General features: G+C 60.4%; 11 protein-coding genes and 1 pseudogene. 9 read left to right on the forward strand and 3 right to left on the reverse strand.

Annotated features, from left to right (window positions below):
• Positions 1 to 158 precede the first annotated feature (158 nt).
• From AC07RZ_RS14785 to oxlT, 3 genes are all read left to right on the forward strand, one after another.
• Positions 159 to 926 (forward strand): fumarylacetoacetate hydrolase family protein, encoded by a 768-nt coding sequence (locus AC07RZ_RS14785; protein WP_494668469.1) that lies wholly within the window; start codon positions 159 to 161, stop codon positions 924 to 926.
• Positions 927 to 984: 58 nt separating this feature from the next.
• Positions 985 to 1,992 (forward strand): 2-dehydropantoate 2-reductase, encoded by a 1,008-nt coding sequence (locus AC07RZ_RS14790; protein WP_494668470.1) that lies wholly within the window; start codon positions 985 to 987, stop codon positions 1,990 to 1,992.
• 213 nt (positions 1,993 to 2,205) lie between these two features.
• The gene (gene oxlT / locus AC07RZ_RS14795) at positions 2,206 to 3,513 is read left to right on the forward strand and encodes an oxalate/formate MFS antiporter (RefSeq protein WP_494668471.1); all 1,308 of its coding nucleotides are present in this window, start codon (positions 2,206 to 2,208) and stop codon (positions 3,511 to 3,513) included.
• A gap of 69 nt (positions 3,514 to 3,582) precedes the next feature.
• On the opposite strand, the pseudogene AC07RZ_RS14800 reads toward oxlT, so the two are convergent.
• The 3 genes and pseudogenes from AC07RZ_RS14800 to AC07RZ_RS14810 all read right to left on the reverse strand — a co-directional run bounded on the left by AC07RZ_RS14800 (position 3,583) and on the right by AC07RZ_RS14810 (position 5,887).
• Positions 3,583 to 4,560, reverse strand: a pseudogene (locus AC07RZ_RS14800) (NAD(P)H-quinone oxidoreductase).
• Positions 4,561 to 4,832: 272 nt separating this feature from the next.
• Positions 4,833 to 5,006: a hypothetical protein gene (locus AC07RZ_RS14805; protein ID WP_186450685.1), complete on the reverse strand. Its 174-nt coding sequence runs from the start codon at positions 5,004 to 5,006 to the stop codon at positions 4,833 to 4,835.
• A 272-nt stretch (positions 5,007 to 5,278) separates the two neighbouring features.
• A complete protein-coding gene (locus AC07RZ_RS14810; protein WP_144742770.1) occupies positions 5,279 to 5,887 on the reverse strand; it encodes a Crp/Fnr family transcriptional regulator in 609 nt (202 codons plus the stop codon).
• A 156-nt stretch (positions 5,888 to 6,043) separates the two neighbouring features.
• Between AC07RZ_RS14810 and AC07RZ_RS14815 the strand changes: the two genes are divergently transcribed.
• The 6 genes from AC07RZ_RS14815 (at position 6,044) to gcvH (ending at position 12,393) form a co-directional block, all read left to right on the forward strand.
• Positions 6,044 to 7,816: a thiamine pyrophosphate-binding protein gene (locus AC07RZ_RS14815; RefSeq protein WP_494668472.1), complete on the forward strand. Its 1,773-nt coding sequence runs from the start codon at positions 6,044 to 6,046 to the stop codon at positions 7,814 to 7,816.
• A 50-nt stretch (positions 7,817 to 7,866) separates the two neighbouring features.
• Positions 7,867 to 9,138, forward strand: coding sequence for a formyl-CoA transferase (gene frc, locus AC07RZ_RS14820; RefSeq protein ID WP_092392565.1), 1,272 nt, complete (start codon positions 7,867 to 7,869; stop codon positions 9,136 to 9,138).
• A 106-nt stretch (positions 9,139 to 9,244) separates the two neighbouring features.
• Positions 9,245 to 9,703: a PAS domain-containing protein gene (locus AC07RZ_RS14825; protein ID WP_494668473.1), complete on the forward strand. Its 459-nt coding sequence runs from the start codon at positions 9,245 to 9,247 to the stop codon at positions 9,701 to 9,703.
• Between the two features lie 66 nt (positions 9,704 to 9,769).
• Entirely contained in the window at positions 9,770 to 11,017 is a 1,248-nt protein-coding gene (gene frc, locus AC07RZ_RS14830; protein WP_494668474.1) for a formyl-CoA transferase, read from the forward strand.
• 20 nt (positions 11,018 to 11,037) lie between these two features.
• Complete coding sequence (locus AC07RZ_RS14835; protein ID WP_494668475.1) at positions 11,038 to 11,805, forward strand: AraC family transcriptional regulator; 768 nt, start codon at positions 11,038 to 11,040, stop codon at positions 11,803 to 11,805.
• A 207-nt stretch (positions 11,806 to 12,012) separates the two neighbouring features.
• Positions 12,013 to 12,393 carry a glycine cleavage system protein GcvH gene (gcvH, locus tag AC07RZ_RS14840; RefSeq protein WP_494668476.1) on the forward strand — a complete coding sequence of 127 codons (381 nt, stop codon included), beginning with the start codon at positions 12,013 to 12,015 and terminating at the stop codon, positions 12,391 to 12,393.
• Positions 12,394 to 12,428 lie beyond the last annotated feature (35 nt).

Genomic DNA, 12,428 nt, shown 5'->3' on the forward strand with positions numbered 1-12,428 from the left:
CTCGCGTCATTCTCTCGCGCCATTTTATCCATATAGCAGCAGCTTGCCCGCATCCGCAACCGGATGCGACAGGGCAGGTGTGCGCCAAATATTTGCATGGCCTGGCTGCGGTCCTGGGCGATGCCGTCAAATTCTTAACAGGTCGGGGAAGATTGAAAATGATACAGCGCTGGTTACGGTTTACATACCAAAACACGATCCGCTTCGGCACCCTGGAAGGCAAGCGGGTCCAGATATGGGAAGGCGCCATGTTCGCCGCACCGAAGCCGTCCGGCTTGTTTGTCGACCTGGCCGAGGTGAAGGTGCTGATGCCGACCCAGCCCAGCAAGATCCTGGCGCTGTGGAACAACTTCGGCGCGCTCGGCGCCAAACTGAACCTGGCGCGGCCGGCTGAACCGCTTTACCTGATCAAGTCGCCGAATTCTTACCTGGATCCGCAGGAAACCATCCGCCAGCCGGCCGCCGGCGGCAAGGTGGTGTTCGAGGGCGAGCTGGGCATCGTGATCGGCAAGAGCGCCAGCCGGGTTGCGGAAGCCGAGGCCGGCAAATACATCTTTGGCTATACCTGCGCCAACGACGTCACGGTAGCCGACATCCTGAACCGCGACCCGTCGTTTGCACAGTGGGTGCGCGCCAAGGGCTGCGACACGTTCTGCCCGTTCGGGCCGGTGGTGGCGAGCGGGCTGGATCCGGAAACGCTGACAGTCAGGACCATCTTGAACGGCGAAGTGCGGCAGGATTACCCGGTCAGCGACATGCTGTTTTCAGCAGCGCAGCTGGTAAGCCTGATTTCCCAGGACATGACGCTTTATCCCGGCGACATCATCTTGTGCGGCACCTCGGTCGGGGTCGGCTCGATGAAGCCGGGCAGCACGGTGGAAATCGAGATCGAAGGCATCGGCAAGCTCAGCAACCGTTTTGAGTAGGCGCAAGCTGCTGCAGCAGCAGGGCCTCCAGGTTTTTTATTACTAGCACGGAGCAATCATGAAAATCGCAATTGTAGGAGCCGGCGCCATTGGCGGCTATGTCGGTGCCAAGCTGTCGCTGGCCGGCGAAGACGTCACGTTTATCGTGCGCGGCGCCAACCTCGACGCCATCAGCCGCAACGGCATGAAGCTGATCCTGGAGGATGGCTCGGAACACATCGCCCGGGCCAAGGCCACCGACAACTACCGGCTGGCCGGGCGCCAGGACCTGGTGATCCTGGCGCTGAAGGCGCACCAGCTGGAAAGCATCGCCGACCAGCTGCATCACTTGCTGGGGCCGGAGACGGCGATCGTCACCATGCAGAACGGCATTCCTTATTGGTACTTCCACAAGCATGGCGGCGCGCTGGAAGGCAGCATTCTGAAAACGGTCGACCCGACCGGCGAGATCAGCGAAAAAATCCCGGCATCGCGGGTAATCGGCTGCGTGGTGTATCCGGCCTCCGAGCTGGTAGCGCCGGGCGTGGTGCGCCATTTTGAAGGCGAACGTTTTCCCTTGGGAGAGCTGGACGGTTCCCACAGCGAACGCGTGACGCGCATTTCGGAATGCTTCGTGAACGCTGGCTTCAAGGCGCCGGTGCTGGACGACATCCGTTCTGAAATCTGGCTCAAGCTGTGGGGCAACCTGAGTTTCAATCCGATCAGCGCGCTGACCCATTCGACGCTGGTCGACATCTGCCAGTTTCCCTTGTCGCGCGCGCTGGCCGCTGCGCTGATGACCGAGGCCCAGGCCATCGCCCACAAGCTCGGGATCACCTTCCGCGTACCGCTCGACAAGCGGATCGCCGGCGCCGAAAAAATCGGCAAGCATAAAACTTCGATGCTGAAAGATGTGGAAGCAGGGCGCGCGCTGGAAATCGATGCACTGGTAGGTTCGGTGATCGAACTGGCGCGCCTGACGCAGACGCCGACGCCGCATCTCGATACGGTCTACGCCTTGGTGAAACTGCTGGCCAAGACCTTCGAGGAAGAGCGCGGCCAGGTGCAGCTGCAGCGCGTCGCCTGAAGCGCGGCGCATGGCTGGTCCGGCACGGCGGCAAAGTGGGCAATCTTAACCGTCGTCAAGGATTAAGCCAGGAAATTCTCGCAAAATGAATCATGGCGCAAGTTCCGTATATTGCCGCCACAGGGATATTTGCGGTAGCACCAGAATGATATGTATTCAATAACGCGCACCCATAATAAATAAGCATCCTAAAATCATCAGGAGACAAGATACATGGACACCAGTAACGCCAAGCGAGCTCCTAATCGTTGGATTCAACTGATTATCGGCATCATCTGCATGGGCTTGGTCGCCAATCTGCAATATGCCTGGACATTGTTCGTCAATCCCATGGATGCCAAGCATCATTGGGGCCAGGCGGCAATTCAATTATCGTTTTCCATTTTCATCGTGACGGAAACCTGGCTGGTGCCGATCGAGGGCTGGCTGGTCGACAAATTCGGCCCGCGCCCGGTGATCGCCATGGGCGCGCTGTTTGCCGGCGCCGGATGGGTGATCAACTCGATGGCGACCAACCTGTTCGAACTGTATGCCGCGGCGATCATCTCTGGCATAGGCGCCGGCTGCGTCTACGGCACCTGCGTCGGCAATGCGCTGAAATGGTTCCCCGACCGGCGCGGCCTGGCGGCTGGCCTGACCGCTGCCGGCTTCGGCGCCGGCGCCGCGGTGACAGTGATCCCGATCGCCAACATGATCCAGTCGTCCGGCTACGAAAGGGCGTTCCTGTTCTTCGGCATCCTGCAGGGCGTATGCATTTTCCTGCTGGCCTTGATGATGGTGAGGCCGGTGCCGCCAGCGGGCGTGGTGGTGTCCAAAAAGATCACCATGACAAAAATCGACTACACGGCCGGACAGATGATCAAGACGCCGGTGTTCTGGCTGATCTATGTGCTGTTCGTCGCCGTCGCCGCCGGCGGCCTGATGGCCACCGCGCAGCTGGCGCCGATCGCCAAGGATTTCGGCATCGCCAAGCTGCCGATGACGCTGTTGGGCGTGACCTTGCCGTTGCTCACCATGACGCTGTCCATCGATAATCTTTGCAACGGCTTCACACGGCCGCTGTGCGGCTTCATATCCGACAAGATCGGCCGTGAAAACACCATGTTCATCGTTTTCATCGGTGAAGGCGTGGCCTTGCTGGGGTTGATGGAATACGGCCATAACCCGTATGCCTTCATGCTGTTTGCGGCCTTGGTGTTCCTGTTCTGGGGCGAGATATTTTCCATCTTCCCGGCGATCTGCGCCGACACCTTCGGCAGCAAGTTCGCCGCCGGCAATGCGGGTACGCTTTACACCGCGAAGGGCACCGCGGCCTTGCTGGTGCCGCTGACCTCGGTGTTGTCCGCCGGCGGCGCCTGGAACCGGGTATTCCTTGCCGCCTCCATCATTACCATCGGCGCCGGCCTGGTCGCCAAATTCGTGCTGGCGCCGATGCGCAAGCGCTGGGTCGACAAGGGAGTTCCTGCCTATTCCTCAGCGTTCGATCCGCACGCAGCGGCTGCGGTGAAACGTTCGACTTGATCCTGGTGCGCGGGGCGGCGCCTGGCGTCGTCCCGCGGCTGCCTATTTCTGCCTATTGCGGCCAATCTGTCACAGCGAAAGCATGATCTTGCCGATATGCGCATTGGTTTCCATCAGCGCATGGGCCTGCGCAGCCTGTTCGAGCGGGAAAGTCTGGAAAATCACCGGCTTGATTTTCCCGCTCTCCAGCAGCGGCCAGACTTGGGTGCGCAGCTGGCTGGCAATGGCGGCCTTGAACGCTACCGGCCTGGGCCGCAGGGTTGATCCGGTCACCGTCAGCCGGCGCAGCAGGACCTGGCCGAAATGGACGTTTGCCTTGGCGCCGCCAAGCATGGCGATGAACACCAGCCTGCCGTCGTCGGCCAGGCAGTTCAGCTCGCGCTGGATATAGTCGCCCGCCACCATGTCGAGAATCACATCCGCGCCTTTGCCTTGGGTCAGGGTCTTGACTGCTCCGACAAAATCTTCCGTGCGGTAATTGATGCCGCGTTCCGCTCCCAGCACTTCGCAGGCGCGGCATTTTTCGTCGGAGCCGGCGGTGGCGAACACCCGGTGCCCCAGCGCGGTCGCGATCTGGATCGCAGCGACGCCGATGCCGGAAGCGCCGCCCTGGACCAGCAAGGTTTCGCCCGGAGCCAGGCGGCAGCGGTCAAATACATTGCTCCATACGGTAAAAAAGGTTTCCGGCAGCGAGGCCGCTTCCAGCACGCTCCAGCCGGCAGGAACCGGCAGGCACAGCGCCGCCGGCGCCGTGCAGTATTCGGCGTAGGCGCCGCCCTGGACCAGCGCGCACGCCAGGTCGCCTTTGCGCCAGGCAGTATTGCTGAAATCGCCGTCGACAATTTCTCCCGCGATTTCCAGGCCGGGCAGTGCGGAGGCGCCGGGCGGCACCGGATAGTGGCCGGCGCGCTGCAATACGTCAGGACGATTGACGCCGGCGGCTTGCACTTTGATCAGCAGTTCGCCGGGCTTGAAGGCAGGCACAGGCTACTCGCTGACCTGCAAGACCTCTGGTCCGCCAAAGGCGGTGATGGTGATGGCGCGCATGGAATCCGATCCCGGTAGTTGGCAATCGGATCAGTCTACGAAAATGCCGCGGGCCGCGCATTGATCGGGCTCAATCTTCCTGATTTGGCCCTGGGTTTTCCTGATGATATAACCTGACCGGATATCTATATTATGTTGCGGCGCGGGAGCGCTGTTCCGGAAGGTTGCCGAGCGCTGTGAATCGGCTGCTAAAAATAAAACAGCCGATCGATGATCGGCTGTTTTTTGCTACACCTGCAGGCATCACCGGAGTGAGCGCGCGGCGCTGGGAATTACAAGCCCCAGGTGTAGGTGGCGTCTGTCTTGTCGCCGGTAGTTGCTGCGTCGAGGGACTCGCGCAGGCCGACGGCCAGAAGAGTCGCGGCTACAGCATAGGCGATGCCTGCCACTTTTGCGGAAAAACCAGTGCTGCTTGCCGGGGTGTAGCTGTTGGTTGCTGTAGTCACGGTAGTGCTCCTGTCAAAGTAAGAATCTCTTATGCTGCTTTGCATTATATATTTTGAATAATGACTTTTCTAATGACATTATCCAATAACAGGTATGCCATCTGTCAATATCTCGCGCTGCAATATAAGAGGATCCGCCAGGAATACAACAGTATTTGATCGATGCGGCCAGGGTTGAGGGCTGCGTGGGCTGGATTCAGTGTTTTGGCGGCATCGTGTATACACAGGGTATGCACGATGCCGCATCGTTGCTTGGATTTATCTGGATTTGCTCAGATTTTTCCCTGGTGTTTCAACCTGCTCAGGGTCTCCGGGGAAATATTCAGGTAGGTCGCAAGTTCTTTTTTCGGCATGCGGTCATACAGGTCAGGATGCTTGCGCAAGAAGCGATGCACGCGGCCTGGCGCATCCAGCAAGTGCAAGGTGATGGTGTGCGCCATGATTTCGCTCATCAGGCGCATCACTTCGTATTCAAAAGCTTGCTTGAGTTTCGGATGCTTGTCCATGAACGCCGCCCATTGCTGCAATGGCAGTTTGGCAACCCGCGCCTTGGATACGCACACGATGCTGTACGGGGTCGGCGTTTTCAGGCGCCACGCGGCGTAGCTGGTCTCCATGTCGCGCTCGTCGGCGAAGCGCAGGATCATTTCCTTGGCTTGCTGGTTTGTCACCACGCGTTTGAGGATGCCGTCCAGGATGAAATATTGCTCCATCTCATGGATGCCCTGGTGCAGCAGAATTTCTCCTTTACCGCCATCGACTACGACCAGATGCGATTCCAACTCGAGCATTTCGCTCTCGTCCAAGTCTTTTAAAACATTATTTTGCCTGAGCTGAACACGGATGATGTTTTTCTCTGGGTGGTTTTCTATGAGGGTCATGGAAGCGTTTTAAGGGATGGTCGACAGCTACGAAGATGATGCGTGAAAACTTGACCGAGGTCAATGCCGTCCTCTCCATGAGCTGGCTAAGATGGCATCAAGCTAAAGCAATGCAAGAGGTATTGCCGAGGCAGATAACCGATAACAGGAGGAGCAATGGCAGCAGTGATAACCGAATCGAAGGTAGCGCCTGGCGTCGTGTCGAGCACGACTGCCGACGATACGCTCAAGCGCAAGAGCCGGGAAGCCGGCGTGGTGTCTGGCGGGCACCTGGTGGCGCGCGCGCTGAAGAACGAAGGCGTGGACACCATCTTTACCTTGTGCGGCGGCCATATCATCGATATCTACGATGGCTGCATCGACGAAGGCATCCGCATCATCGATGTGCGGCATGAACAAGTTGCCGCGCACGCTGCCGACGGTTATGCGCGCCAGACCGGCAAGCTGGGCGTGGTGGTGACGACGGCAGGTCCGGGCTGCACCAATGCGGTGACCGGGATTGCGACGGCGTTCCGTTCGGAAAGCCCGGTGCTGCATATCGGCGGCCAGGGCGGCATCACGCAGCACATGATGGGTTCGCTGCAAGATTTGCCGCATACCGAAATGATGCGTCCGATCACCAAGTTTTCCGAAGGCGTGCGTTCCACGGAACGGGTTGCCGACATGGTGTCGATGGCGATCCGCGCCTGCTTTGCCGGCGCTCCTGGTCCGGCCTACCTGGAAATCCCGCGCGACGTGCTGGACCGCGAGATCGATATCAGCAAGGCGGTGATTCCTGCTGCCGGCCAGTATCGTGCTTCCGTGAAATCGCTGGGCGATGTGGCCGATATCGAGAAGCTGGCCGACATCCTGGTGCAGGCGGAACGTCCGGTGGTGCTGTACGGCGGCCAGGTCTGGTCTTCGCGCGGGCACAAGGAAGCGATCGACCTGGTGCGCGGTCTGGATATCCCGGCGTACTTCAACGGCGCCTCGCGCGGCCTGCTGCCGCCGGGCGACCCGCATCACTTCGACCGCACCCGGCGCGAAGGATTCGACAAGGCCGACGTGATCCTGATCGTGGGCACGCCGTTCGACTTCCGCATGGGTTACGGCAAACGCCTGGGCCTGAACGCGAAAGTGATCCAGATCGACCAGGATTACCGTACGGTGGGCAAGAACCGCGACATCACGCTGGGCCTGGTGGGCGATCCGGGGACGATCCTGGGCGCGGTGCTGCAGGCGGCGAGCGGGCGCATCAACAAGACGGCGCAAGAGAAGCGGCGCTCGTGGATGAAGCAGCTGCAGCAGCAGGAAGCGATTGCGACCGAGAAGCTGATGCCGCTGTTCAAGTCGAACAGTTCGCCGATCCATCCATACCGGGTGGCGTATGAAATCAACGAGTTCCTCAACGACGACACGATCTATATCGGCGACGGCGGCGACGTGGTGACGATCTCGGCGCAGGCGGTGCGTCCGCGCAATCCTGGGCAATGGATGGATCCGGGCGCCTTGGGCAGCTTGGGCGTGGGTACCGGTTTTGCGATAGCGGCGGGCTTGGCCAATCCGGAGAAGGAAGTGATGTGCTACTACGGCGACGGCGCGTTCAGCATGACGTCGTTCGACATGGAGACGGCGAACCGTTTTGGCGTGCCGTACATCGCGGTGATCGGCAACAACTCGGCGATGAACCAGATCCGCTACGGGCAGTTGGCGAAGTACGGTGAAGAGCGCGGCAATGTGGGCAACCTGCTGAGCGACATCCCATACGGCAAGTTTGCGGAGATGCTGGGCGGGCATGGCGAAGAGGTGCACGATCCGGCGCAGATTGCCGGGGCGCTGCAGCGGGCGCGGGAAGCGGTGCGCAAGACGCGGCGTTGCGCGGTGGTCAATATCTGGGTCGATCCTGCGGTGTACGCCCCGGGAACCATGGCCCAGACCATGTACAAATAAGCCGCTTGGCCACCATAAAAAATTCGATCAAGTTGAACAGGAGATTTGAAATGAGCAAAGAAACAAGCAAGGCAAAACCACTGGACGGCATCCGCATCATCGACTTCACGCACGTGCAGGCCGGTCCTGCATGCACGCAATTGCTGGCATGGTTCGGCGCCGATGTGATCAAGGTCGAACGTCCGGGTTCCGGCGACGTGACCCGTTCGCAGCTGCGCGATATCCCTGACGTCGATGCCCTGTACTTCACCATGTTGAACAGCAACAAGCGGTCGCTCACGCTCGACACCAAAAAGCCTGAAGGCAAGCTGGTGCTGGAAAAGCTGATCAAGGAATCCGACGTGCTGGTCGAAAATTTCGGACCGGGCGCGCTGGACCGCATGGGTTTTTCCTGGGAACGCATCAACGAACTGAATCCGAAGATGATCGTGGCTTCGGTCAAAGGCTTCAGCGACGGCCACCATTACGATGACTTGAAAGTCTACGAAAACGTCGCCCAGTGCGCCGGCGGCGCAGCTTCCACCACCGGCTTCTGGGACGGTCCGCCAACCGTCAGCGCCGCCGCCCTGGGCGACAGCAACACCGGCATGCACCTGGCGATCGGCATCCTGACCGCACTGATCGGACGCGACAAGACCGGCAAGGGACAACGCGTCGCGGTGTCGATGCAAGACAGCGTGCTGAACCTGTGCCGCGTCAAGCTGCGCGACCAGCAGCGCCTGGACAAGCTGGGCTACCTGGAAGAGTATCCGCAATACCCGCACGGCACATTCAGCGATGTGGTGCCGCGCGGCGGCAATGCCGGCGGCGGCGGCCAGCCAGGCTGGGTGCTCAAGTGCAAGGGCTGGGAAAACGATCCGAACGCGTATATCTATTTCACCATCCAGGGCCATGCCTGGGCGCCAATCTGCAAGGCGATCGGCAAGGATGAATGGATAGAAGATCCGGCCTACAACACACCGAAGGCGCGCCAGCCGCATATCACCGAAATTTTCGACACCATAGAAGTATGGCTGAAGGACAAGACCAAGTTCGAAGCGGTCGACATCCTGCGCAAGTTCGACATTCCTTGCGCACCGGTGCTGACCATGAAAGAGCTGGCCAACGATCCGTCGCTGCGCGCCAGCGGCACCATCACCGAAGTCGACCACAAGGAACGCGGCAAATACCTGACCGTCGGCAGTCCGATCAAGTTCTCCGACCTGACGCCGGAAATCACAGGTTCGCCGCTGCTGGGCGAGCATACCGACGAGGTGCTGGCGGACGTGCTGGGCTACAGCGCCGGACAGATTGCCGAACTGCATAAAGCACAGGCAGTCTGAGGATGGCAGCAGGCGAGTAATTACCTCATGAGTCGTCCCCAGGACGGTTGACGGCGTCCGCCCAGGACGCCGTTTTTACATGCGGGCCTCAACAAGGAGCAGCAATATGTCAACCGAACTGGATCTCAGGCAGCTGGTGGAAGCAGTCGGCGACGCCATCGTTATTTCAGACGCCAGGGGCGCCATCACCTTGTGGAATCCGGCGGCCGAGCGCATGTTCGGTTTTACCCAAGGAGAAGCGCTAGGGCAGTCGCTCGACCTGATCATTCCCGAACGCCAGCGCCAGCGGCACTGGGATGGTTATCAAAAGACCATGGATACCGGCATTACCCGCTACGGCAACGACGTGCTGCGGGTGCCGGCGGTGCACAAGGACGGCCATGCCCTGTCGATCGCGTTCACGGTGGCGCTGCTGCACACGGCGGATAACAAGGTGGCGGCGATCGTTGCCGTCATCCGCGATGAAAGCAGCCGTTTCGCCGAGGACCGCGCCCTGCGCAAACGGCTGGCGGAACTGGAAGCCAGGCTGACTGCCTTGACTACACAAGCGGCTGAATCCAGTTAAGATCGTGACAGAACCGGCTATCAGGTAAAAGCACGGTGAAAATATAAATATAAACAGGAGATTTTCATGAGCAAAGCACTGGATGGCGTGCGCATTCTCGATTTCACCCATGTCCAGTCAGGGCCGACCTGCACCCAGCTGCTGGCATGGTTCGGCGCCGATGTGATCAAGGTCGAACGCGCAGGCGAGGGCGACGCCACGCGCGGGCAGCTGCGCGACATCCCTGGGGTCGACAGTCTGTATTTCACGATGCTGAACCATAACAAGCGCTCGATCACGCTGGACACCAAGAACCCCAAGGGCAAGGAAGTGCTGGAAACCCTGATCAAGGATTGCGACGTGCTGGTGGAGAATTTTGCACCGGGTGCATTGGACCGCATGGGATTTACCTGGGAGCGCATCCAGGAACTGAATCCGCGCATGATCGTGGCTTCGGTCAAGGGTTTCGGTCCTGGCAAATACGAGGACTGCAAGGTCTATGAAAACGTCGCCCAGTGCGCCGGCGGCGCGGCTTCCACCACCGGCTTCGACGACGGTCCGCCGATGGTCACCGGCGCCCAGATCGGCGACAGCGGCACCGGCCTGCACCTGGCGCTGGGGATCGTCAGCGCGCTGTTCCAGCGCCACACTTCGGGCCGCGGCCAGAAAGTGCTGGCGCCGATGCAGGATGCGGTATTGAACCTGTGCCGCGTCAAGCTGCGCGACCAGCAGCGGCTGGAACGCACCGGCACCATGCACGAATACCCGCAATACCCGGACAGCAAGTTCGGCGCGGCGGTGCCGCGCGCCGGCAATGCTTCCGGCGGCGGCCAGCCCGGCTCGATCCTGAAATGCAAGGGCTGGGAAGCCGATCCGAACGCCTACATCTATTTCATCACCCAGGGCGCGGTCTGGCCGGCGGTCTGCAAGGTGATCGGCGAGGAGGGCTGGATCACCGACGAGGCTTACGCCACGCCGGCGGCACGCCTGCTGCACCTGAAGCCGATCTTTGCCCGCATCGAACAATGGACCATGAGCAAGACCAAGTTCGAGGCCATGGATATCCTGAACCAGTACGACATCCCATGCGGGCCGATCCTGTCGATGAAGGAAATCGCCGAAGACGAATCGCTGCGCCAGACCGGCACCATCGTCGAAATCGACCACCCGACACGCGGCAAGTACTTGACGGTGGGCAATCCGATCAAGATGTCCGACAGCCCGACCGAAGTCACGCGCTCGCCTCTGCTGGGCGAGCATACCGAAGAAGTGCTGGCGCAGCTCGGCTACGGCAAGGATTACATTGCCGCGCTGCGTGAAGAGAAGGTGATCTGACCCCCCCCCAGGCCGACGACATGACAGCAGGATCAGATTACCAGGCGCTGAACGCCGCCGATGCGTCGGTCGTGACCTCGGCCGCGGACTACCCGGATGGCCACGTCATCCCGCTGCACCGCCATTCCTGCGCCCAGCTGCTGTATGCGACCAAGGGCGTGATGACGGTCGATGCGGCAGCCGGGCGCTGGATGGTGCCGCCGGGCCGGGCGGTCTGGCTGCAGGCGCACGTCGATCACCAGGTGCGCATGCACGGCGAGGTCGAGCTGCGCACGCTGCTGCTGGACGTCGCCGCTTCGCCGCATTTGCCGGCGTGCAGCTGTGTGCTGGATATTTCGCCCTTGCTGCGCGAACTGATCGCCGCCGCCCACGGCAATCCGGCCGCGCATGACGCCGCCGCACGCAACTGGCACATGCTGCAGCTGCTGCTGCACGAGCTGGCGTCGGTAACCGTGCTTCCCCTCTATTTGCCGTTGCCGCTGGCGGCGCGCCTGCGCAGCCTGTGCGAACTGCTGATGGCGACTCCCGGCAAGCAGGTAACAATCGAAACCTGGGCCGGCCAGCTTGGCATCTCCACCAGCACCTTGCACCGCCTGTTCCTGCGCCAGACCGGCATGCGTTTCGGCCATTGGCGCCAGCAAGCGAGGCTGCTGCAAGCCATGGAACAGCTGGCGCGCGGCGGCAAGGTCGCCGCCGCCGCGCAAGACCAGGGCTACAGCAGCCAGAGCGCATTCAGCGCCATGTTCAAGAAACATTTCGGCAGCACGCCCACCGCGTTTTACCGCTAGCCGGCTGCTGCCTTCAGCCGGTTTCCCGGCGCTTTTGCTCCTGCCGCCGATAATTCCCGCAGAATCAAGGCCTTAGCTCTCCCTGGCCGATTCCTCTCCATGCCCCGCTGTCGAATCGAACTGGTTTGGCGGTATCATGCAGGGCGTTTCGGTCGTAAAATTCGATAAGTCATTTGAATATCATGGTTTTTTATAAAGGAGATGGGCATGGGTCAGGAAAAATACACGGTTGAACACGAGTGGTTGCGTGTTGGGGACGATGGCCTGGTGACGGTCGGCATCACTGCTTACGCGCAAGACCATCTGGGCGACCTAGTTTTTGTGCAGCTGCCGGAAGTCGGCGCCGCGATCGCCAAGGGCGAAGAAGCCGCGGTGATCGAATCGGTCAAGGCTGCCAGTGAAATCAACATGCCGGTTGCCGGCACGGTGGTCGAAATCAATGAAGCGCTGGCGGATGCGCCCGAAAAGGTCAACGAAGATCCGCTGGGCGAAGGCTGGTTCTTCAAGATGAAAATAGACGATGCCGCCGAGTTGAGCAGTCTGATGGACAAAGCAGCTTATGACGACATGATCAAGGGCCTGGCTTGAAGGCCGGACTCAAGTAAGCGCAACTCTACTGTTCA

It is taken from the genome of Collimonas sp. GW821-FHT07E08 (assembly GCF_059418905.1).

Coding starts and splice junctions, on each gene's coding strand:
- AC07RZ_RS14815 (WP_494668472.1), top strand. CDS start 6,044: ATGGCAGCAGTGATAACCGAATCGAAGGTAGCGCCTGGCGTCGTGTCG.
- gcvH (WP_494668476.1), top strand. CDS start 12,013: ATGGGTCAGGAAAAATACACGGTTGAACACGAGTGGTTGCGTGTTGGG.
- oxlT (WP_494668471.1), top strand. CDS start 2,206: ATGGACACCAGTAACGCCAAGCGAGCTCCTAATCGTTGGATTCAACTG.
- AC07RZ_RS14785 (WP_494668469.1), top strand. CDS start 159: ATGATACAGCGCTGGTTACGGTTTACATACCAAAACACGATCCGCTTC.
- AC07RZ_RS14810 (WP_144742770.1), bottom strand. CDS start 5,887: ATGACCCTCATAGAAAACCACCCAGAGAAAAACATCATCCGTGTTCAG.
- frc (WP_494668474.1), top strand. CDS start 9,770: ATGAGCAAAGCACTGGATGGCGTGCGCATTCTCGATTTCACCCATGTC.
- frc (WP_092392565.1), top strand. CDS start 7,867: ATGAGCAAAGAAACAAGCAAGGCAAAACCACTGGACGGCATCCGCATC.
- AC07RZ_RS14835 (WP_494668475.1), top strand. CDS start 11,038: ATGACAGCAGGATCAGATTACCAGGCGCTGAACGCCGCCGATGCGTCG.
- AC07RZ_RS14825 (WP_494668473.1), top strand. CDS start 9,245: ATGTCAACCGAACTGGATCTCAGGCAGCTGGTGGAAGCAGTCGGCGAC.
- AC07RZ_RS14790 (WP_494668470.1), top strand. CDS start 985: ATGAAAATCGCAATTGTAGGAGCCGGCGCCATTGGCGGCTATGTCGGT.